Origin of the sequence: Chroococcidiopsis sp. SAG 2025 (assembly GCF_032860985.1) — a bacterium.
Taxonomy (GTDB): Bacteria; Cyanobacteriota; Cyanobacteriia; order Cyanobacteriales; family Chroococcidiopsidaceae; genus Chroococcidiopsis.
In genome coordinates this window covers 351,356-371,472 of the sequence record NZ_JAOCNC010000001.1, presented here as the reverse complement: position 1 = coordinate 371,472, position 20,117 = coordinate 351,356, and the positions used below count along the sequence as shown (strand labels likewise).

21 protein-coding genes are annotated in these 20,117 nt (G+C 44.4%); 11 read left to right on the top strand and 10 right to left on the bottom strand.

Annotated features, from left to right (window positions below; all coding sequences use genetic code 11):
- The first annotated feature begins 78 nt into the window (after positions 1 to 78).
- The 4 genes from N4J56_RS01805 (at position 79) to N4J56_RS01790 (ending at position 3,705) form a co-directional block, all read left to right on the top strand.
- The gene (locus tag N4J56_RS01805) at positions 79 to 735 is read left to right on the top strand and encodes a phosphoribosyltransferase (protein WP_317104875.1); all 657 of its coding nucleotides are present in this window, start codon (positions 79 to 81) and stop codon (positions 733 to 735) included.
- 128 nt (positions 736 to 863) lie between these two features.
- Positions 864 to 2,915 (top strand): FAD-dependent oxidoreductase, encoded by a 2,052-nt coding sequence (locus N4J56_RS01800; protein ID WP_317104874.1) that lies wholly within the window; start codon positions 864 to 866, stop codon positions 2,913 to 2,915.
- Between the two features lie 152 nt (positions 2,916 to 3,067).
- Positions 3,068 to 3,361, top strand: coding sequence for an ATP-dependent Clp protease adapter ClpS (gene clpS / locus N4J56_RS01795; RefSeq protein ID WP_317110555.1), 294 nt, complete (start codon positions 3,068 to 3,070; stop codon positions 3,359 to 3,361).
- A gap of 53 nt (positions 3,362 to 3,414) precedes the next feature.
- The gene (locus tag N4J56_RS01790) at positions 3,415 to 3,705 is read left to right on the top strand and encodes a DUF2103 domain-containing protein (RefSeq protein WP_317104873.1); all 291 of its coding nucleotides are present in this window, start codon (positions 3,415 to 3,417) and stop codon (positions 3,703 to 3,705) included.
- A 76-nt stretch (positions 3,706 to 3,781) separates the two neighbouring features.
- Here the strand turns inward: N4J56_RS01790 and N4J56_RS01785 are convergent, their stop codons facing one another.
- From N4J56_RS01785 to miaA, 3 genes are all read right to left on the bottom strand, one after another.
- Complete coding sequence (locus N4J56_RS01785) at positions 3,782 to 4,105, bottom strand: hypothetical protein (RefSeq protein ID WP_317104872.1); 324 nt, start codon at positions 4,103 to 4,105, stop codon at positions 3,782 to 3,784.
- 190 nt (positions 4,106 to 4,295) lie between these two features.
- Entirely contained in the window at positions 4,296 to 4,880 is a 585-nt protein-coding gene (locus N4J56_RS01780; protein WP_317104871.1) for a DUF2459 domain-containing protein, read from the bottom strand.
- 3 nt (positions 4,881 to 4,883) lie between these two features.
- Positions 4,884 to 5,861 (bottom strand): tRNA (adenosine(37)-N6)-dimethylallyltransferase MiaA, encoded by a 978-nt coding sequence (gene miaA / locus N4J56_RS01775; protein WP_317104870.1) that lies wholly within the window; start codon positions 5,859 to 5,861, stop codon positions 4,884 to 4,886.
- 128 nt (positions 5,862 to 5,989) lie between these two features.
- Here miaA and gyrB point away from each other — a divergent pair, with 128 nt between their 5' ends.
- The 4 genes from gyrB (at position 5,990) to N4J56_RS01755 (ending at position 10,393) form a co-directional block, all read left to right on the top strand.
- Entirely contained in the window at positions 5,990 to 7,927 is a 1,938-nt protein-coding gene (gene gyrB / locus N4J56_RS01770) for a DNA topoisomerase (ATP-hydrolyzing) subunit B (protein ID WP_015152415.1), read from the top strand.
- A gap of 3 nt (positions 7,928 to 7,930) precedes the next feature.
- A complete protein-coding gene (locus tag N4J56_RS01765; RefSeq protein ID WP_317104869.1) occupies positions 7,931 to 8,884 on the top strand; it encodes a tRNA (5-methylaminomethyl-2-thiouridine)(34)-methyltransferase MnmD in 954 nt (317 codons plus the stop codon).
- 66 nt (positions 8,885 to 8,950) lie between these two features.
- Positions 8,951 to 9,820, top strand: coding sequence for a lipoyl synthase (lipA, locus tag N4J56_RS01760; protein WP_317104868.1), 870 nt, complete (start codon positions 8,951 to 8,953; stop codon positions 9,818 to 9,820).
- A 117-nt stretch (positions 9,821 to 9,937) separates the two neighbouring features.
- Positions 9,938 to 10,393 (top strand): DUF2127 domain-containing protein, encoded by a 456-nt coding sequence (locus N4J56_RS01755; RefSeq protein WP_317104867.1) that lies wholly within the window; start codon positions 9,938 to 9,940, stop codon positions 10,391 to 10,393.
- A 223-nt stretch (positions 10,394 to 10,616) separates the two neighbouring features.
- On the opposite strand, the gene N4J56_RS01750 is transcribed toward N4J56_RS01755, so the two are convergent.
- Together N4J56_RS01750 and N4J56_RS01745 are read right to left on the bottom strand one after the other, a co-directional pair.
- The gene (locus tag N4J56_RS01750; protein ID WP_039714978.1) at positions 10,617 to 11,312 is read right to left on the bottom strand and encodes a potassium channel family protein; all 696 of its coding nucleotides are present in this window, start codon (positions 11,310 to 11,312) and stop codon (positions 10,617 to 10,619) included.
- A gap of 140 nt (positions 11,313 to 11,452) precedes the next feature.
- Entirely contained in the window at positions 11,453 to 12,787 is a 1,335-nt protein-coding gene (locus tag N4J56_RS01745; RefSeq protein WP_317104866.1) for a TrkH family potassium uptake protein, read from the bottom strand.
- Between the two features lie 166 nt (positions 12,788 to 12,953).
- Here N4J56_RS01745 and N4J56_RS01740 point away from each other — a divergent pair, with 166 nt between their 5' ends.
- From N4J56_RS01740 to psb35, 3 genes are all read left to right on the top strand, one after another.
- Positions 12,954 to 13,805 carry a methyltransferase domain-containing protein gene (locus N4J56_RS01740; RefSeq protein ID WP_317104865.1) on the top strand — a complete coding sequence of 284 codons (852 nt, stop codon included), beginning with the start codon at positions 12,954 to 12,956 and terminating at the stop codon, positions 13,803 to 13,805.
- Complete coding sequence (locus N4J56_RS01735; RefSeq protein WP_317104864.1) at positions 13,805 to 14,890, top strand: homogentisate phytyltransferase; 1,086 nt, start codon at positions 13,805 to 13,807, stop codon at positions 14,888 to 14,890. Before N4J56_RS01740 ends, N4J56_RS01735 begins: the two co-directional genes overlap by 1 nt.
- A 204-nt stretch (positions 14,891 to 15,094) precedes the next feature.
- A complete protein-coding gene (gene psb35, locus N4J56_RS01730; RefSeq protein WP_410500400.1) occupies positions 15,095 to 15,319 on the top strand; it encodes a photosystem II assembly protein Psb35 in 225 nt (74 codons plus the stop codon).
- A 186-nt stretch (positions 15,320 to 15,505) separates the two neighbouring features.
- Here psb35 and N4J56_RS01725 read toward each other — a convergent pair whose 3' ends face one another.
- From N4J56_RS01725 to N4J56_RS01705, 5 genes are all read right to left on the bottom strand, one after another.
- Positions 15,506 to 15,928, bottom strand: coding sequence for a TerB family tellurite resistance protein (locus N4J56_RS01725; protein WP_317104862.1), 423 nt, complete (start codon positions 15,926 to 15,928; stop codon positions 15,506 to 15,508).
- 73 nt (positions 15,929 to 16,001) lie between these two features.
- A complete protein-coding gene (locus N4J56_RS01720; protein WP_317104861.1) occupies positions 16,002 to 17,426 on the bottom strand; it encodes a 16S rRNA (cytosine(967)-C(5))-methyltransferase in 1,425 nt (474 codons plus the stop codon).
- Between the two features lie 102 nt (positions 17,427 to 17,528).
- Positions 17,529 to 18,440 (bottom strand): NADP-dependent oxidoreductase, encoded by a 912-nt coding sequence (locus tag N4J56_RS01715; RefSeq protein WP_317104860.1) that lies wholly within the window; start codon positions 18,438 to 18,440, stop codon positions 17,529 to 17,531.
- A 56-nt stretch (positions 18,441 to 18,496) separates the two neighbouring features.
- Positions 18,497 to 19,369, bottom strand: coding sequence for an oxidoreductase (locus N4J56_RS01710; RefSeq protein ID WP_317104859.1), 873 nt, complete (start codon positions 19,367 to 19,369; stop codon positions 18,497 to 18,499).
- Positions 19,370 to 19,637: 268 nt separating this feature from the next.
- Positions 19,638 to 20,033, bottom strand: a complete 396-nt coding sequence (locus N4J56_RS01705; protein WP_317104858.1) for a VOC family protein — start codon at positions 20,031 to 20,033, stop codon at positions 19,638 to 19,640.
- Positions 20,034 to 20,117 lie beyond the last annotated feature (84 nt).

Here is a 20,117-nt window from a genome sequence, read left to right as displayed (position 1 = left end):
TGGTAAATCTAGGAGCCGCAAACAGAAATAAATAACTCCTAAGCTAATAAATATGCAGCTTCGGGAGAGGAGAATGCTATGTTATTCCAAAATCGAACTACAGCAGGTCAAGCGCTAGCCGATCGGTTACTAGCCTATGCTAACCGTAGCGATGTATTAGTAATAGGATTACCTAGAGGTGGTGTACCAGTCGCCTTTGAGGTAGCACAAGCATTACACGCACCCTTAGATGTGTTTTTGGTACGTAAGTTGGGTGTCCCCGGGCAAGAAGAATTAGCAATGGGGGCGATCGCCTCTGGTAGTGTGAGAGTGCTGAACTACGATATTATTGAAGCGCTACACTTGTCTGAAGCAGAAATCGATCGCGTTACAGCCAGACAGCAACAGGAATTAGAGCGACGCGAACGGCTCTATCGGCAAAACCGTCCTTTTCCCCAATTACGCGATCGCACAGTCATTTTAGTAGACGATGGTCTGGCAACAGGAGCAACCATGCGGGCAGCTGTGAAAGCACTACAGTTACAGCAACCTGCGGCGATTGTCATCGCCGTGCCAGTTGCTTCTCCTGAAACCCAGCAAGAATTAGCCACTCAAGTCGATGAAATTGTCTGTGTAGAAACGCCCGCACCTTTTTACAGCGTGGGTTCTTGGTACGCTGAGTTTCCCCAAACTACCGATACACAAGTGCGCGAACTGTTGCAACAAGCTGGCACAGTAGCTAGAAATGTATCGTAGTACTTTAATTGTTAGCTGAGCGATCGCTACCTACTTTACTTTCACTTACAAAAAACTTGTCACCTCAGTCGTGCAGTGCTAACGTCGATAAGCCAGTTAGCTTTTGGTAGCAAGCCAACTCCAAACTTATGCAGCGCAGACGCTTAGCGGCTTTTATTAGTCTTGTTTTAGCTTCCTTTACTCCACCCCTCATCCCTTTTTCCGTCCTCTCCGCACCACCTAAAACCCCCAACCAAACGGTAGAATGCGAAATTCTCGTTACGGGTGCAGGACTTGCAGGTGTCGCCACTGCATACGAGGGATTGCTAGCAGGACGGACTGTCTGCATGACCGAAATTACCGATTGGATGGGAGGGCAAATTTCGACTCAGGGAACTTCTGCCTTGGACGAACGCAGAACTCAACGGTTGCAGTTGTTTTTCTCTCGTGGTTATTTAGAACTAAGAAAACGCATTGCCGATAAATATAATGGCAATTTAAACCCTGGTGATTGCTGGGTGAGCGATTCTTGCTTCCTGCCTCACGACGGTCACGAAATTCTTTACGATATGTTGCAGGATGCGGCAAAAAAGGGTGATGGCAAGTTGAAATGGTTTCCTGCCACTGTGGTGAAGGAACTGGAATTGAGCCGCGCTGGATCGGCACAAACTATTCAAGGCGCGATCGCAATTCAACACCGTCCTGCTGCTGGCGCGCCACCTCTCAACACTTTACCTTTGTCCCAAACAATTGAAGACTCCTATCGCTACGAAAATTCAGCTCGGTTGAATAAGGAAATTTTGCGGTTTGTACCTTTGGAAAGGAGCGAGGAGCGAGGGGTGAGGAGTGAGGGAGTATCTAAGTGGTATGTGGTGGATGCAACGGAGACGGGGGAATTAATTGCTTTGGCAGATGTCCCCTATCGGCTTGGGATTGATGCCCGTTCTTATTTAGAACCTTCTGCCTCTAGCGGGACTAGCGATCCCTACTGCACTCAAGGCTTTACTTATACTTTTGCGATGGAGGCGACTGAGGACCCTATAAGTCATGACATACCCCCATTTTACTCTCAGTATTCTGCTTACTATAGCTACGAACTGCCGCGCTTAGCAAGCTTTCCTTTAGTATTTACCTACCGTCGCATTTGGAGTCCGAAAGACGGCGAACCCATGTCATTCGGAGGAATTAATTTTGAAGCCCCCGTACCAGAGGATATTTCAATGCAGAATTGGACGTGGGGCAACGATTACCGTCCTGGTACTGCTGCCGATAATTTAATCTATACTCGCGCTCAGTTACAGGCAAGCGGTCAGCTCCTACCTGGAAATTGGCTGGGAGGACTGAGAACAGAAAGCTTGCGGAAAGCGGAAGAACACGCGATCGGTTATTTTTACTGGCTGGTGACGGGTACAACCGATTCGCAACTGGGGGACGGGGTGAAACAACCCCAACCAAACAATCGCTATTTATCTGGACTAGATTCCCCGATGGGAACGGTACACGGCTTGTCCAAGTATCCTTATATGCGGGAAGGACGGCGGATTATTGGTAGACCGAGTTGGGGACAGCCAGAAGGCTTTACCGTTTGGGAAATCGATCTTTCTCGCCGCAACTACAACGACGCTTACTATCGCCAAACATTACCCCCAGACATGTATCGCCATTTGAAAATCGCTTTAGCAGGACTGGAAACCATCAATGCGATCGCGAGTAGTAAGCCACCAGAAAAGATCGAGCGGCGGACTCGCTCTACCATCTTTCCCGACTCAGTAGGGATCGGTCACTATGCGATCGACTTTCATCCCTGCATGACCAAAAGTCCCCCCGAACTTCCAGGCAACACCGAACGAGAAGGGGAACGCCAAGGTGCAGGTGAGGCTTATCCCTTCCAAATTCCCTTACGAGCGATGATTCCCCAAAAGATCGATAATTTACTCGTAGCTGGAAAAAGTATTGCTACCAGTCATATCGCCTCTGCTGCTTATCGGGTGCATTCCTTTGAATGGTCTGTAGGCGCAGCCGCCGGAACCACCGCTGCTTTTAGCTTAGAAAAAGCGATCGCCCCTTATCAACTCGTAGACGATTTACCCAGACGAGAACCCCTACTCGAACAACTGCAATATCGCCTCCAGCAAAACAATAATCCTACCGCTTTCCCAGATACATCCATTTTCAATCTCGATTGGGATGATTGGCGATAAACAGTGACCAGCTAATTTTGACTTACGACTTACGACTTACCAATTACCAATTACCAACCACTGCCCATTCCTTGCTATCTTGAGAGAATGTATTTTTGTGAAGTTCTGTCTGTCGTGCTATGAACAGGGTAGTTTCTACAACAGTTTACGGGATGGCAACAGCACCGACGATCGCACCGGAGAAATCGTCTAAAGTCGTCAGCAAGCTATATCCTAATTACAAGGTAATCGTGTTGGATGACGATTTCAACACGTTTCAGCATGTAGCTGAGTGTTTGATGAAGTATATACCTGGTATGACGGGCGATCGCGCTTGGGAATTAACCAATCAAGTTCACTACGAAGGTCAGGCGATCGTTTGGGTGGGACCTCAAGAACAGGCAGAACTCTATCATCAGCAACTTCGGCGTGCTGGCTTAACTATGGCTCCACTAGAGACAGCTTAGGACAATAAATGATTAAATATTAAAATGAAATATTAAAACTTATTAACCTTATTATGGGTAATGCCAACGGTAGGCTGGTCTGGAATCACTCAACCCACATTCCAGGTTTAATTCCAGTGCTAGAACGCCTGACTCGCGTTAATGGGATTCAAACAATTACCCCTGGAGTCATTGGACGGGTAAAAGGTCACTCTCCCAAAATGCAAATTCGTATTTCCGTGCCGATTCGTGGTGGATTCAAACTCATAGCACGCCAAGGCAAGACTGTACAAGAAGTATTCATCCTGACAACTCTCAGTCAGGATGAACTAGTAACAGCAGTGACAAATGTTTTAAAGCAGTGAGTCATCATGAAGTCGTAAGTCGTAAGTTGGAATTAATCGGTTGGTCTCTGCTGACAACTGACAACTGATAACTGATTTACTCTTCTACTTGTCGCACGGCAAATCGATGTAGGGGTAGACAAAGAATACAAGCAAAGGTAAGAAAGTAGGACAAAGCCGCAGTGAGTTTTAAACTCATTAACAAAACTTCCCAATCTGGTAAGGTAATTTTTTGTAATCCCAAACAGGTACAGTAGAGCAACCAGTAAGTAAAGCTCATCTGCAATAGATTTTGCTCTGCTTCTTCTAGCTCGTTTACCTCTGCTGAATTAGCTCCTGAAAGCAATAGCAGACCAGCAATACAGGCAATGGCAGATATAAAAGCGATCGCGTCTGAGAAGTTTAAATTTTGTATCTGCATATATGTATATCCAAAACTTTCAATTCCCATCAGTCTAAAGGAACAGTGTTTCGGTATACAAATTTAGTTACAAACTGCAACAGATTTAGCTGATTTTGTTAAATTTTTGCAATAACTGTGAAGTGAAGTTGTCATTTATCATTCGTCATTTGTAAGTTGCTAGCCACTGCTCCCTGCTCCCTAACAACTGTTAACTGTTAACTGATGTAAAGTTTGCCCATAAGATAAAACCTTCAACGCGACAGCCTAAATTTTTCAACCACCGAACTAATTCATGATTGCTATTGTGTAGCACGGTATAAGTGCGATCGTAGGGAACTAGGGTCATTCCCGTGTAAGAATTTTTTATTTGCATAGTAGCAGGGCGATCGAAATATGAATTAAAGACCTTTAGCAAGCGCTCGACTTTTGCTTTTTCCACAGTAATGCTAAGCAAAGAACTATCTTTTTGAGTAGCTAATAAATCGAAGCGATCGCAGTTTTTTAACTTGCGTCCTAAAGCTCCTTGAGTTGGTAAGAATAATGCTGCTGCTCCAGTCAACCAATCTTGTTGGTTTAAAGCAAAATATCGCCAATCACCATAAGCATACTCAAAACATTTATCGCGATCGCCAGGTAAAATTAATCTACTATGAAAACCGTAATCAATCAGATAAATATTAATTGGATTAATGGGAGTAGGAGGGGGTATAATAGTAGCAGGAAAACAAATCCATCTTCCAAGGATAACACTAGTAATTGTTAAGATGAAAAAAGCAAAGCGACGTGTTTTCACATTCTAGAATCGCGTGTTTTCTTTCAGATTTAATCGAGTCATAAAATCCTGAATTCGCTGCCACACTCGTTCTACTAAATCGGGACTATTGGCATCAAACCATTCAATTTGAGGATACGCTCGAAACCAAGTTCGCTGTCGTTTAGCAAATTGTCGCGTATGCAATACAGTTAATTTTTTTGCTTCTTCTAAGGAGAAATCGCCAGCTAAATATTGCTTGAACTCTTGATATCCTAACGTATTGAGTAAAGGTAAATCCATGCGGTATTTTTGACACAAATACTCAACTTCAGCCACCAAACCATCAGCTACCATTTGTTCTGTACGCTGAGAAATTCGCTGAGTCAGGGCATTCGATTCACAGTCCAAACCAATTTGTAAAATTGGATAACAGGGGGGATCTTCTCCCTGTTGTGTCGAGATTGGACGACCAGTAACGTAAAATACCTCCAAAGCTCTGACAGTTCGAGTGGGATCGTTGGGATGAATTTTAGTTGCAGCTACCGGATCGACTTGTTGTAACATGGCGTAAAGCTGCTTTTGACTTAAAGATAAGAGTTGCGATCGCAATTCTGGCTGTGATGCTACTCTAGGAATCTTCATTCCCCGCACGATAGAACGGATGTACAACCCAGTCCCCCCAACTAGGAGAGGGAATAGGTGTAGAGACGTTGCATGCAACGTCTCTACACTCCTCCATTTTTCAATCAACTCCCGTGCTTGTTCCTGATACTCCGCTACGGTAAAAGTTTCAGTGGGATCGCAAATGTCAATTAAATAGTGAGGTATGAGTTGTTGCTGGCTAGGAGTAGGTTTAGCCGTGCCAAGATTAAATTCGCGATAAACTTGACGCGAATCGGCACTGATGATGACAGAATTAAGTCTTTGAGCGATAGTTATTGCCAACCCTGATTTACCCGTGGCGGTTGCTCCACAGATGGTAATCAAGCCAAATCCATGCGAAATATCAGTTTGGTACATCCCCTAGATAAATTGCTCTTTAGAATGCCCTAGAGCCGTCTTTAAGCCTATTGTGTTAGAATTTTGGTACGATTTCTTATTTTAGATATCATTGGTTAATTTAACCTCATTATCGGAGACTCCCTTGCATGACGAGCAGCTACAGCGCCGAGCAAATTCAAGTTTTGGAAGGTCTGGAACCCGTCCGCAAACGACCAGGGATGTATATCGGAACCACCGGACCGAGGGGACTCCACCATTTAGTATACGAGGTGGTAGACAACTCCATTGATGAGGCTCTAGCAGGATATTGTACTCACATAGAAATCGACTTAAACGCTGACGGCTCAGTACAAGTGGTCGATGACGGTCGAGGGATTCCCACCGATACCCATCCGCAGACGGGAAAATCGGCACTAGAAACCGTGATGACAGTATTACATGCTGGAGGTAAATTTGGTGGTGGCGGTTACAAAGTTTCTGGCGGTTTGCACGGAGTTGGGATTTCTGTTGTCAACGCGCTATCGGAATGGGTAGAAGTTACAGTTTGGCGGGATAAAAAGGTACATACCCAGCGCTACGAAAGGGGTGTACCGATGGGAGAACTGCAAACCAAGTCTTTTAAAGAAGCGAAGACTGGAACTGGAGTTCGGTTCAAACCCGATGCAGAAATTTTTACAGTTGGCACGGAATTTGACTATATCACGCTGGCAGGTCGCTTGCGAGAGCTGGCGTATCTAAATGCAGGGGTAAGAATTACCTTTACCGACCACCGTTTAGAACTACTCAAAAGCCAAGAACCGAAAGTTGAGACTTACGAATACAAAGGTGGTATTCGCGAGTACGTCAGCTACATTAACAACGACAAGCAAGCCTTACATGAAGAAATTATCTTCGTGCAAGGAGAACGCAACAACGTCCAAGTTGAAGTCGCTTTGCAGTGGTGTACGGATGCCTATACCGATAACTTGTTAGGCTTTGCCAACAACATCCGCACGGTGGACGGTGGGACGCATTTAGAAGGGCTGAAAACAGTTTTGACGCGGACGCTCAACGCGATCGCCCGCAAGCGAAATAAAATCAAGGATAACGAACCCAACCTCAGCGGCGAACACGTCCGTGAAGGGTTGACAGCCGTGATTTCTGTGAAAGTCCCAGATCCAGAGTTTGAAGGGCAAACTAAGACAAAACTTGGTAACACGGAAGTCCGGGGGATTGTTGACTCGTTAGTCGGGGAAGTACTAACGGAATATTTAGAATTTCGCCCCAGCATTGCTGATTCGATCTTAGATAAAGCGATTCAAGCTTTCAAAGCTGCTGAAGCCGCACGCCACGCACGGGAATTAGTGCGACGCAAATCAGTATTAGAGTCTTCGCCCTTACCAGGAAAACTAGCAGATTGCAGTTCTAGAGATCCTGGTGAATCGGAAATCTTTATCGTGGAAGGCGATTCAGCGGGTGGAAGTGCGAAGCAAGGACGCGATCGCCGCAACCAAGCCATCTTGCCCTTACGCGGTAAAATTCTCAATATTGAGAAAACTGACGATGCCAAAATCTACAAAAATACCGAGATCCAGGCATTGATTACTGCTTTAGGCTTGGGCGTAAAGGGTGAAGAATTCGATTCATCCCAACTGCGCTATCACAAAATCGTGATTATGACGGATGCTGACGTGGATGGAGCGCACATCAGAACTTTGTTGCTCACATTCTTCTATCGCTATCAGCGACAACTGATCGAGCAAGGCTTCATCTATATTGCTTGTCCGCCACTTTTTAAAATAGAAAGGGGACGCAATCATTACTACTGCTATAGCGAACGCGAAAGAGATCAAAAAATTGCGGAATTTCCTGCCAACGCTAACTACACGATTCAGCGTTTCAAAGGGTTAGGTGAAATGATGCCACAACAGTTGTGGGATACTACAATGAATAACGAAACCCGCACCCTCAAACGAGTAGAAATCGAGGATGCAGCCGAAGCCGATCGGATCTTTACCGTACTAATGGGCGATCGCGTTGCTCCTCGACGCGAATTCATCGAAACTTACGGTTCCCGTTTGAACTTGGTAGAGTTGGATATTTAGAAAATGAGGAGACAGGAGACAGGAGACAGGAGACAGGAGGCAGAAGAAGGACAAGGAGGATTATCACCTTCGATTCCCGACTCCCGACTCCCTACTCCCTACTCCCCCCAACTCACAGCCGATGGTTCCTACACCTTCTTCTCAACTGAATTTGGCGAAGCGTATCACAGTCAATTTGGGGCGCGTCAGGAAGCTGAGTTTAAGTTTGTGGAACCGACACAACTACGGCAAAAGGCTCTACAACAAAAATCTTTACGATTATTAGATGTATGTTATGGCTTGGGATACAACACTGCCGCCGCTTTAGCTGCAATTTGGGAAGTCAATCCCAATTGCCGTGTAGAAGTTGTGGGATTGGAGTTAGATCCAACAGTACCCCAAGCCGCGATCGCCCATAATCTCCTCAATGACTGGTCGCAACTCGTACCCCCATTAACTCAGTTAGCCACAACTCATCAAGTTACAACAGACTGCCTGCAAGCAAAATTATTGCTTGGCGACGCGAGGCAGTCTATTCAAACATTACAAGCATCTGGATTCCAAGCAGATGCAGTTTTTCTCGACCCATTTTCTCCACCTACATGTCCTCAGTTGTGGACTGTAGAGTTTTTAGGATATGTGGCTCGATGTATGCACATTAATGGTATTTTGGCAACTTATTCCTGTGCTGCATCTGTGCGATCGGCTTTGCAAGCAGCAGGGTTGAAAATTGGTTCCACATCACCCGTAGGTAGGCGATCGCCTGGTACTGTAGCTAGTTGGCATGATTCTGACTTACCCCCGCTGTCTCAGGAAGAACGAGAGCATTTACAGACTCGTGCGGCAACACCCTATCGCGATCCTCAATTATCTGATTCAGCAGATATAATTTGTCAAAGACGAGTGCAAGAACAACAGACAAGTTCCTTAGAACCAACTTCCCGCTGGCGCAAGCGAAGAAGTCAAGACGCTAACTAACAGCGATCGACCACTCCTTTGCCTGATAAGATCGACACTAAGAAACTACAGTAGTGAAAGCCAATTGTGACAGTTAAGCCAGAGTGGTTACGGGTAAAAGCGCCGCAGTGGCAGCGCGTCGGTAAAGTTAAAGACATTTTGCGGGATTTAGCCCTCAATACTGTCTGTGAAGAAGCCTCATGTCCTAATATTGGCGAGTGTTTTAACGCAGGTACGGCAACATTTTTGATTATGGGTCCAGCCTGTACCCGTGCTTGTCCTTACTGCGATATTGATTTTGAGAAAAAACCTAAACCCCTAGACCCCACAGAACCACAACGCCTAGCTGAAGCAGTTCGGCGGCTGCGGCTCAATCATGTCGTGATCACTTCCGTAAATAGAGACGATTTATCGGATGGGGGTGCATCTCAGTTCGTCGGTTGCATTCAAGCGATTCGTGAGATATCGCCACAAACTACAATTGAGGTCTTAATTCCCGATTTATGTGCGAATTGGGATGCTTTGGCGACGATTTTACAGGCGCAACCAGAAGTCTTAAATCACAATACAGAAACCGTTTCCCGGCTGTATCGGCGAGTACGTCCCCAAGGGGACTACGATCGCTCCTTAGAATTGTTAAAGCGAGCGCGTACTTTAGCTCCTTCTGTCTACACCAAGTCTGGTTTAATGGTAGGACTGGGAGAAACCGATGCTGAAATTCGCCAGGTGATGCAAGATCTACGGGCTGTAAATTGCGATATTCTCACACTAGGACAATATCTTCAACCCAGCCAAAAGCATTTAAAAATAGATAGTTTTATTGCTCCAGAACAATTTGATGCTTGGCGGGAGTATGGTGAATCTTTGGGTTTCCTGCAAGTGGTTTCTTCACCCCTCACCCGGAGTTCCTATCACGCCGAACAAGTGCGGGAGTTGATGCAGAGTTATCCTCGCTAAAAAGCGATCGCTTAGTTGGCTTCTAGGATTAATCTATGAACTAGATTCTAAGAGCTTTTACTCTCAGCAGTAGCAGCAATAATTAGAAAACTGGTAACTGATAACCAATCTAACGCTATGGCTAGAATCCGAAGTCAAAAGAAGCCTCTCGCCCTAATTGCCATTATTATCTATAAAAGCTTGACTGCTCTGATACTAGCGATCGCTTCTATTTCCATCTTTTTAGCTTTAGACAAGTATCAAAATTTATTGACATTTGCGGATAATTATATTTTGACAGGTAAGAGGGAAATTATTAAGTTTCTCTTAGAAAAACTCCTCACTCTCAATCCTAAAACTTTAGAGTTTAGCGGTGTTGTCACGGGAGTATACGCCATAGTGACTGTCATTGAAGTAGTTGGTTTATGGTATGAAAAAGCTTGGGCAACGATTTTAGTACTGATATTAGTTGGAATTAGCTTGCCAGTAGAAGTCTTTGAACTTCTTCGAGGCGTATCTGCGATTAAACTGATAGTTTTTGCGATTAATGCAGTTTTATTTTGGTATTTACTACGCGAGTTTATGCATCGCTGATATAACTAATACTTGTAAAGGCGCATGACAGCGCGCTTCTACCAGTAAAAACCAAAAAGAAAAACCCTCCCGTTGTGGTGCGGAAGGGTTGCCTTGAAGTGTGGTGTGAGGAGCAGACATAGAGTCTACTTACAAACATACTAATGAGTGAATGTGACACAAAAGTGACAGGTAGATAGCGATCGCATGGAAAAAATTATGACATCTATAGAGGCAAGCTAGGTTAGATTGGCAAGCGATTAATATCCTTATTACAACCAATTACAACCATAGCGGAACCTTTCTCTAAGCGTTTTCTGGGATCGGGGTTGATTTCAAATTTGCCATCTTGACTCACCGCTAGCAAGTTTAAACCATAGCGGTTGCGAATTTGTAGATCGCCGATTGTTTTGCCATGAAATTCGTCAGGTACGATGACTTCAACGATGCTATTATCTGGATCGAGGTCGAAGCGATCGAGAATAGCTGGCTTGGTGAGCGATCGGGCTAACTCGCATCCTGCTTCATACTCAGGAAAGACAACGTGATCCGCGCCAACCCGATGTAACAATTTGCAATGAACCCCTGAAGATGCTTTTGCCACAATATGCGGTACGCCACCTTCTTTCAAGTTCAGCGTCGTAATAATACTTTCTTGTATATAATTACCAATCGCAACAATGACCGTATCAAACTCGTAAATTCCCGCTTCTTTTAACGCTACAGAGTCAGTAGAATCAAGTTGTACGGCGTGAGCTGCAATATGTTCGCTCATGACCTGATTGACGTTTTTCTCATCAATGTCCGTCGCTAGTACTTCATAGCCCAACCGATGTAAAGTAGAGCAGACAGCACGCCCAAACCGTCCCAAGCCAATAACCGCAAACTGGTGGTTATCTTTGCGGAGACTGCGAAAAAAACCTAAAGACGACAGATTCACACGCTTGTACCTTTGCTTCAATAGACTTTACTTCTTATGTGAAGTAAAGTTACTAAATCGTTCCAACTCAAATATATACCTTTACAACTCAAAAACAGCATATTTGCCTAGACATCCCGATATAGCTGGTTTCTAGCAATTTATCCTACCAGTAAATTTTCTTCTGGATAGTGGATAGCAGTAGGGCGAGGATCTCCTAGTACGGCTCCTATGAGTAACAAAATACCTACCCGTCCGATAAACATGATGGCAATTAAGACTAACTTAGCCGCAGTGGAGACATTGGCGGTGATTCCTGTCGAAAGTCCTACAGTAGCAAAAGCAGACACGACTTCAAACAAGATTTGAATAAAATCTATGTTCGGGTCAGTCAAGGAAATTAAAATTGTTCCTAGTATGACCGTGGCGATCGATCCAACTAGTACGCCAACGGCTTTTAAAATCAGGTTAAGTGGAATTTGGCGCTCGTAGAGTAGCACGTCCTCTTTCCCTTGTAAAATTGCTTTGGTACAACTAGTTAACACGCGCAAAGTTGTCGTTTTTATACCTCCACCCGTACCACCTGGACTTGCACCAATAAACATAAAAGCAATAGTAAGAAATAAGCCAGCATTAGTCATTTTGCCAATATCAATCGTGTTAAATCCAGCCGTTCTGGGAGTCACAGACTGAAACCAAGCAGCTAATATTTTATTTTGCCAACTGAGATTACCGAAAGTATTGGGATTTCTCGACTCGATTAAAAAGAAAGCAACCGTACCTGCAATCAATAAAATTAAACTCGTGCTAATTGCTACTTTCAAATCTAGCGAAAACACGACTCTTTCTGGCTTGCGTTGGAGGCGATCGCGCAGATAGATATAAAGTTGAAAAAGTACTCCATAGCCAATACCACCGAAGATAATTAATCCTGTTACAACTAAATTTAATAAAATAGATGTTTGAAAGCCAATAAAACTATCTTTAAATAAACTGAAACCAGCATTATTCCAAGAGTTGACGCTATGAAAAATAGCTAGCCATAGAGCGCGATCGAGTCCGTAATCAGGTATGAAAACTGGTAAAAGTAGAAAAACTCCCGTAATTTCAAAAATCAGCGTCACGCCAATAATCGAACGGATTAAATTGGCACTATTAGATAACCCCGTTCGATCGAGCGCTTGTTGAATTGCCACTTTATCGCGTAAGCCAAACTTTACCCCGATTAAAACTAACAAAAAGGTGGTAGCTGTCATATAACCCAACCCACCAATTTGTACTAAAGCAACCAAAATCACTTGTCCCACAAATGAGAAATAAGTCCCTACATCTACTACAGATAGCCCAGTAACACAAACAGCAGAAGTAGACGTAAACAGCGCCACAATTGGGTTAGTCCAATCACCGCTACTAGAAGAAAAAGGCAACATCAACAGCAACGTTCCAACAGCGATTACCGCTAAAAATCCTAAAGAAATAGTTCGAGGAACAGTCATTTGGAGGGGTGAGGGGTGAGGGGTGAGCAGTGAGGGAGGTAGTTGTTAGTTAGTGGTTGATAACTGGTAGTTGGCAAGAGTCAAGAGGATTGCTACTTACGACTTACGACTTACAACTTGTCTCTTGTGGTAGGCTAATTGCGGGTTGCGTTAATGCTGAGTTGTGATGAGTGCAACACTTTACGAGCGGATTGGGCAATTTTACGATTCCTCCTCTAGTTTGTGGGAACAGGTGTGGGGGGAACACATGCATCATGGCTACTATGGCACAGATGGAAAACAGAGAAAAGAGCGGCGACAGGCACAAATTGATTTGATTGAAGAACTGCTGCAATGGGCAGATGTAGAGCAAGCACAGCATATCCTCGATGTCGGCTGCGGTATAGGTGGTAGTTCGCTGTATCTTGCCCAAAAATACAACGCCCAAGCCACGGGAATTACTCTCAGCCCATTTCAAGCGAATCGGGCGACTCAACGCGCTCAAGCTATGGGTTTGAGTCAAAAAACCGAATTTTTAGTCGCAGATGCTCAGAATATGCCTTTTGCGGATAACAGCTTTGACTTTGTTTGGGCATTAGAAAGCGGCGAACATATGCCCGATAAGGTTAAGTTCATGCAAGAGTGCTACCGCGTGTTGCAACCCGGGGGAAAGCTGATAATGGTGACTTGGTGTCATCGCCCTATAGATGCTCAGTCAGGAGGTATTCTGACGGCAGACGAGCAAAAGCATCTGAACGAGATTTACGAGGTGTATCACTTACCTTACACGATCGCCTTACCGGAATATGAAGCGATCGCCCGCAATCTTCCATTAAACAACATCCGTACCGCAGATTGGTCAACTGCCGTAGCACCCTTTTGGGATGTGGTGATCGATTCTGCTCTTAATCCCACGGCAATATTAGGTTTAATTTTATCTGGCTGGGAAACAATTCAAGCAGCATTGTCTCTGGGGTTGATGCAGCGGGGCTACCAGCGTGGTTTAATTCGATTTGGCTTGTTATGTGGGATTAAGTAATGAAACGTACCGTCAAGACGCAGAGAACGCCGAAAGTCAAGCGATTAAATTTAGTTGAGTGGCTTTATGCTTTTTGGAAGTTCTCGCGTCCCCACACAATTATCGGTACGAGTTTAAGCGTCTTAGGAATGTACTTAATTGCCTTTGATGCGCAGATCGATCTTTCCCAACTCTCGACTTCCGTACGGGCGGGTTTTGCAGATAGCTCTCTTGTCGAACGCATAATTCAACTCTCGACTTCCGTACGGGCGGGTTTTGCAGATAGCTCTCTTGTCGAACGCATAATTTATTGGCTAAACCCGCCCCTACAGCCCTTATTTTTGGCGTGGATTGCTTGTCTGTGCGGCAATATTTATATTGTGGGATTAAATCAACTAGAAGATGTTGAAATTGACAAAATTAATAAACCCCATTTACCAATAGCATCTGGTGAGTTTTCACGGCGCACAGGTCAAATTTTAATAGCCATAACGGGAATTTTGGCGCTAGTATTAGCTGGGACTGCTGGATGGTATTTATTTGGCATGGTAGCAATAAGTTTAGCAATTGGAACAGCTTATTCTTTACCACCAATTCGTTTAAAAAGATTTCCTTTTTGGGCAGCTTTATGCATTTTTTCTGTTAGAGGAGCAATAGTTAATTTAGGATTATTTCTACATTTCAACTGGTTATGGCAAGGAGTTTTAGCAATTCCTAGCTCTGTTTGGACGCTAACTTTATTTATTGTGGTATTTACCTTTGCGATCGCAATTTTTAAGGACATTCCCGATTTAGAAGGCGATCGCCAGTATCACATTACAACTTTCACCATCGCTTTAGGTAAAGAAAAAGTTTTTAACCTAGCACTTTGGGTAATAACTACATGTTATACAGGTATAATAATTGCAGGAATTCTAGGACTTCCCTCAGTTAACTCAACTTTTCTCATCAGTACCCACTTATTACTCTTAGCTTTGCTATGGTGGCGCAGCCGTCAAGTAAACTTACAAGATAAAAGCGCGATCGCCAGTTGCTATCAATTCATTTGGAAGCTATTTTTTTTAGAATATTTGCTGTTTCCAGTGGCTTGTTTGTTGGGAAGCTAATCGGTAATTGGTAATTGGTAATTGGTAATTGCTCTTTGGTTACTGACAACTGATAACTTTGTCTAGACGTTACATGTAACGTCTCCATACTGATAACTGATAACTGATAACTGACACTGAGCTTCTTTCCTGGGGAGGATGGAAATGGTACTCTGTTTGTATAGGGTCTAAACAGTAGTATTAGCAATTTGAGGAAATATGACTATGCACATATTAATGCAAGCAGCAGCAGATGCGGCAGTAAATCAGCCCCACTTTCCAATCTCTGCAACTCTAGTATATGTAGTAGGTTTTATTGCTGCTGCGACAATTGGTTCAGTTGCTTGGTACAATTCCAAGCGTCCTGTAGGTTGGGAAGATAAAGAGCGTCCAGACGTAGTACCGGAAGTTAAAAAAGAAGAAACTCCTGGAGTTGGCGAACCAAAGTAATAGTGAAGTCATAAGTCAGTGTAGAGACGTTACATGTAACGTCTGTACAAAGTAACGTCTGTACAAAGTTATCAGTTGTAAGCGATTAGTGACTGGTGAAGAGTAACTAGACAAAAAATTTAGCTGCTAACCACCGATCGCTAGCCACTCACGACTCACTTATAACAAATGACCAATGACAAATGACTAATTTTGAGTCTCTACCCAACGGCGGTAGAGCCTTTGAATTGCGTGAATTGCAGAATTGTGAATGGAATGATGTTCTGTTTCCTCTGAATGAGAAGACTCTATTTTGTTGAGCAATTTAGCCTCTTCCACGGCAACATCGCCATCACTATAAATTAAGCCGCTAATAGCTTCAATCAAACTTTGATAAGCTGTTTCACTAGGGCGATCGCCTAAATATGCTTGAATCCATTCATAACATTCTGTAGGCTGTACTGTTCGGAGTTCGTTGAGTAAAGATCGAATCTCTGGATCGTCAGCCAAATTTTTTGCTTGAGCGACTTGCTGAAGATATTTTCTTTCCGCTGGTTGAATTTTGCCGTCCAACCAAGCAGCACCGATCAAGATTTTCATTAAAGTTTTGGTATTAGAATTATTAGTCATTTTTGGTAATTGGTAATTGGTTGACAGTTGACAGTTGACAGTTAACTGATGACTGGTCACTGCTCCCTTCTCTTCAATCGAACCATAAAAAGCCATCCATTTGATGCTGATGGGGATATAACTTCAGCCAGCCTGCGGCGGTAGAAAATGGAGTTGCAAGAGAATCGGGTGGAAGAGGATCGATTTGCCATTGGGGATGGCTTGATAAAAACCATTCCACTGCTCTTTCATTTTCTAAAGGATGAAGAGTGCAAGTGGCATAGACAAGAATACCACCAGGTTTCACCCAGGTAGCCGTGCAATCGAGTAGTTCTTTTTGTAGGTTAGCAAGTTCTTGTACTGATGCGGGTGTTTGTCGCCAACGAGCATCGGCGTGGCGGTGCAAAGTTCCCAATCCAGAACAGGGAGCATCGAGCAACACGCGATCGGCTATATTCGTAAATTGAGGCAGAGAACGGCTATCCCCAGGACAAATTTTTATCGATCGCAATTGTAAGCGTTCGGCATTTGTTTTAAGTTTATTCAAACGAGATGTCGTGCGATCGCAAGCCCAAATTGTCCCTCGATCTTGCATCAATTCGGCTATGTGAGTTGTCTTACCTCCAGGTGCAGCACAAGCATCGATCGTAACTTCCCCCGCTTGCGGATCGAGTACGTGACTCACAAGTTGAGCGCTACTATCTTGGACAGTCCACCATCCCGCACTATATCCAGGCAAATTCTGAATTGCACCAATACTTCCAGTCAACCTCAAAGCTTGGGGTAGATGGGGAAGCCGCGTTACAGACACTCCTGCTGCTTGTAACTGCGTCTCTACTTCTTCGATAGAAGTTTGTAAAGTATTAACTCGTAGATCGATCGCTGGCGATTGATTAAACCATTCACATAGTTGTTCTGTTTCTACCAAACCCAACTGTTCCAGCCACAATTCAATCATCCAATTAGGGTAACTGTGTAGAATTCCTAGTCTTTCAACTGGATCTTCTGGTAATGGGTAATGGGTAGTTGGTAGTTGGTAGTTGGTAGTTGGTTGTTTTTCCCCCTTGTCTCCCTTGTCTTCCTTGTCCCCCGACTCCCGACTCCCGTATGGGCGGGTTTGGAAACCCGCCCCTACCGACTCCCGAATCAATTGACGCAAAATCCCATTGACAAATCCCTTCAATCCAGCCAAACCATTAGTTTTTGCCAATTCCACTGTAGTATTGACAGCGGCAGAGGGGGGAATATGGGTGAGATAGCACAGCTGGTATAAGCCGAGATGAAGAATAGTGCGTAAGTCGGGGGGTTGTTGGTGAGATTTTTTTTTAGCTAAGCGATCGATCGAAGCATCGAGCGATCGCATTCTCCTAACGCTACCGTAAACTAATTCTGTTACCAAACGGCGATCGTTAGCATTTAAATTCGATTGACTGAGTACCCGATCTAAAGCGACATCTGCATAGGCATCGCGATGTACTGCCTTGAGAGCGATAAAAGCTAGTTGGCGAGGATTTTCCATGCCCGATTGTAAGTTGGATCGATCGAATACACGAACTCCTCAAGTATAGATACTAGTATGCAGCGACTTGGCGATCGGAGAAAAATTTACTGCTTTCTTCCTTTAGTCAACCCGCAGCACGATTTTACCCCGCGTCCGTCCGCTTTGGCTTAACTGGTGTGCTTGTGCGGCTTCGCTCAAGGGTAGTACGGTTTCTACATGAGGTTTAACTTGCCCTGAGTCGATGAAAGTGGTAATTTCATCTAATTGCGCCGCATTTGGTTGTACGTGGTTAATAGCAACTCGCACGCTGGCACTTTCTGGTGGCGGGCTGACAATTGAAACGAGTATTCCATCTGGTTTGAGAACTTTGAGCGATCGCGATCGTGTTTCACCACCAATCGTATCTAATACGACATCGAGATCGCGCGTGACATCTTCAAATGGTGTTGCCTGGTAATCGATTGCTTGGTCTACTCCCAATTTGCGGATAAATTCAGTATTACGAGTAGAAGCCGTACCGATAACATGCGCACCCTTAGCTTTTGCCAATTGCACGGCGATCGATCCTACTCCACCAGATGCGGCATGAATCAGAATTTTTTGTCCTGCCTCTAAGTGCGCCGTATCGAAAATTGCCTGCCAAGATGTCAGCGCTGCCACTGGTAAAGCTGCTGCTTGAATAAAATCGATGCTTTTGGGTTTTAGCGTGACTTCCGATTCTTTAGCAGCGATATACTCAGCATACGTACCTTCCCGCCGTAAGCTAGCGTAGCCGTATACTTCATCTCCTGGCTTCAGTCGCTGCACGGCATCACCAACAGACTCCACAACTCCCGCAACGTCAGCACCCAGAATATGGGGCAAATTGAAGGTTTTACCCACATATCCCTCGCGAATCTTCCAATCTACAGGATTAACTCCTGCCGCATAGATCCGAATTAAAACTTCATCTGCTGCGGGTTGAGGTAGCGGCACGTCTTCGTACTTCAAGACATCTGCGCCACCATAAGCGTGCATCCGAATTGCTTTCATGAGTTGTGTGAGGGATGGGGTGAGTATGGGAGAAGTAGAGGAAATTGAACGATCGCTTACCCTCCAATCGCGCCGACAGCTGCCCCTTCATAAGCCGTATTCACGGCTACGTCTTTCCAAGCCTCCATCTCTGCCTTGACTGATTCTAGTTTTGTTTCAATTGCACCCACGGCATCTGCACCTAAAGCGAGTCGTAAAGGTGGGTTGTCGCTATTTACGGCTTGAATCATTGCCTCGGCTGCTTTAACGGGATCGCCCGGTTGCTTGCCATCCATATCTTGCAGCCACTGACGGAAACCACCAACTACGGGTTCGTAATCGGTAATTTGAGTATCAGCGAGGACGAGCGATCGCCCGTTGAAATCTGTCCTGAACGCCCCTGGTTCGACGATGATAACTTTAATCCCTAACGACTCTACTTCCTTGACAAGTGCTTCAGACAAGGCTTCTAGAGCAAACTTAGTCGCACAGTAAATTCCAGCACCAGGAAAGGACACAAAACCACCTACCGAAGAAAGGTTGAGAATGTATCCACTGCGGTGCTGTCGCATCGAGGGTAGCACCCCCCGCATCATGTTCAGCGCCCCAAAAACATTCGTTTCAAACTGGCGGCGGGTTGCTTCATCGCTGAGTTCTTCCAACGCCCCCATCGTACCGTAGCCAGCATTATTAACTAATACGTCAATGCGTCCGAATTTAGCGATCGCTTTTTCTACTGCTGCTTGGACTTGTACTGGCTGAGTCACGTCTAGCTGTACTGCTAGAGCGCGATCGGGATATTTTGTCTGAATATCTTCAACATGTTGGGGATTTCGTGCCGTTACCACGACTTTCTCGCCCCGATCTAATACTGCTTGGGCGATCGCTCTCCCGAAACCACTGGAACTACCTGTAATCAACCACACGCGAGAATTTTGCAGAGATGTCATAAAACTCTCCAATTGCTGAATTGGTTTACTCTATTGCGCGATCGAATTGTCAGCCGTACGTTTTAGTTTGAAAAGTCTAAATCTACTCAATTTGTTTCGATATAGCTAGCTGAGAACAGGAAAAGTATCGCTTAATTCTTAACTCGCTACTTTCTTAATTTCTGATTTGTATTTTAAACGAGCGATAGTTCCTCATGCATATTTCAAGGTAAAACAACGAGAGCTATATTGTCAACTCAATTTCAAACATATTGATAAATGAAATTGGTCAAATCATATATTGATAAATTCCGATTAAGTTTCCATCAGGATCGCGTATATAAGCAGTTTTGAGATCGTAGCTAGGATTAGCCATTGGCTCTCTCGTAAATTTAATTCCCTTGTGTTTTAATTCGTGACAAACTGTCTCTACATCGGCAACCACGAAAACTAGCACGGCACGATCTTGACATTCTGCGTGAAGTGGGAGGCGATCGCTACCAATTATTTCTGCCATTTCTAGCCGTTGTGAGATTGCTATTTTCATATCTCCAGCGGTAAATTCAGCATACCCTTCCTGAGTAGCATCTACTATTACCTTAAATTCCAAAATATCCCGATAAAAAGCAAAACAAGCTTTCAAATCAGTTACTAAAAGTCTAGTGTAAGAGGTACGAACTTGCATAATTCAGTTATCAGTTGTCAGTTGTTAGTTAACAGCGATCGCTCTCTAGAACATATCAAAAAGTTTTGACTTTTAATTTTTGAC

Bases quoted from the DNA above. Each gene is read 5' to 3' on its own strand.
- clpS (WP_317110555.1), top strand. From the start codon at position 3,068: ATGGCAACAGCACCGACGATCGCACCGGAGAAATCGTCTAAAGTCGTC.
- N4J56_RS01755 (WP_317104867.1), top strand. From the start codon at position 9,938: ATGGCTAGAATCCGAAGTCAAAAGAAGCCTCTCGCCCTAATTGCCATT.
- psb35 (WP_410500400.1), top strand. From the start codon at position 15,095: ATGCACATATTAATGCAAGCAGCAGCAGATGCGGCAGTAAATCAGCCC.
- N4J56_RS01785 (WP_317104872.1), bottom strand. From the start codon at position 4,105: ATGCAGATACAAAATTTAAACTTCTCAGACGCGATCGCTTTTATATCT.
- N4J56_RS01705 (WP_317104858.1), bottom strand. From the start codon at position 20,033: ATGCAAGTTCGTACCTCTTACACTAGACTTTTAGTAACTGATTTGAAA.
- N4J56_RS01710 (WP_317104859.1), bottom strand. From the start codon at position 19,369: ATGACATCTCTGCAAAATTCTCGCGTGTGGTTGATTACAGGTAGTTCC.
- N4J56_RS01800 (WP_317104874.1), top strand. From the start codon at position 864: ATGCAGCGCAGACGCTTAGCGGCTTTTATTAGTCTTGTTTTAGCTTCC.
- gyrB (WP_015152415.1), top strand. From the start codon at position 5,990: ATGACGAGCAGCTACAGCGCCGAGCAAATTCAAGTTTTGGAAGGTCTG.
- N4J56_RS01805 (WP_317104875.1), top strand. From the start codon at position 79: ATGTTATTCCAAAATCGAACTACAGCAGGTCAAGCGCTAGCCGATCGG.
- N4J56_RS01790 (WP_317104873.1), top strand. From the start codon at position 3,415: ATGGGTAATGCCAACGGTAGGCTGGTCTGGAATCACTCAACCCACATT.
- N4J56_RS01745 (WP_317104866.1), bottom strand. From the start codon at position 12,787: ATGACTGTTCCTCGAACTATTTCTTTAGGATTTTTAGCGGTAATCGCT.
- N4J56_RS01740 (WP_317104865.1), top strand. From the start codon at position 12,954: ATGAGTGCAACACTTTACGAGCGGATTGGGCAATTTTACGATTCCTCC.
- N4J56_RS01765 (WP_317104869.1), top strand. From the start codon at position 7,931: ATGAGGAGACAGGAGACAGGAGACAGGAGACAGGAGGCAGAAGAAGGA.
- N4J56_RS01735 (WP_317104864.1), top strand. From the start codon at position 13,805: ATGAAACGTACCGTCAAGACGCAGAGAACGCCGAAAGTCAAGCGATTA.
- N4J56_RS01715 (WP_317104860.1), bottom strand. From the start codon at position 18,440: ATGAAAGCAATTCGGATGCACGCTTATGGTGGCGCAGATGTCTTGAAG.
- N4J56_RS01720 (WP_317104861.1), bottom strand. From the start codon at position 17,426: ATGGAAAATCCTCGCCAACTAGCTTTTATCGCTCTCAAGGCAGTACAT.
- miaA (WP_317104870.1), bottom strand. From the start codon at position 5,861: ATGTACCAAACTGATATTTCGCATGGATTTGGCTTGATTACCATCTGT.
- N4J56_RS01725 (WP_317104862.1), bottom strand. From the start codon at position 15,928: ATGACTAATAATTCTAATACCAAAACTTTAATGAAAATCTTGATCGGT.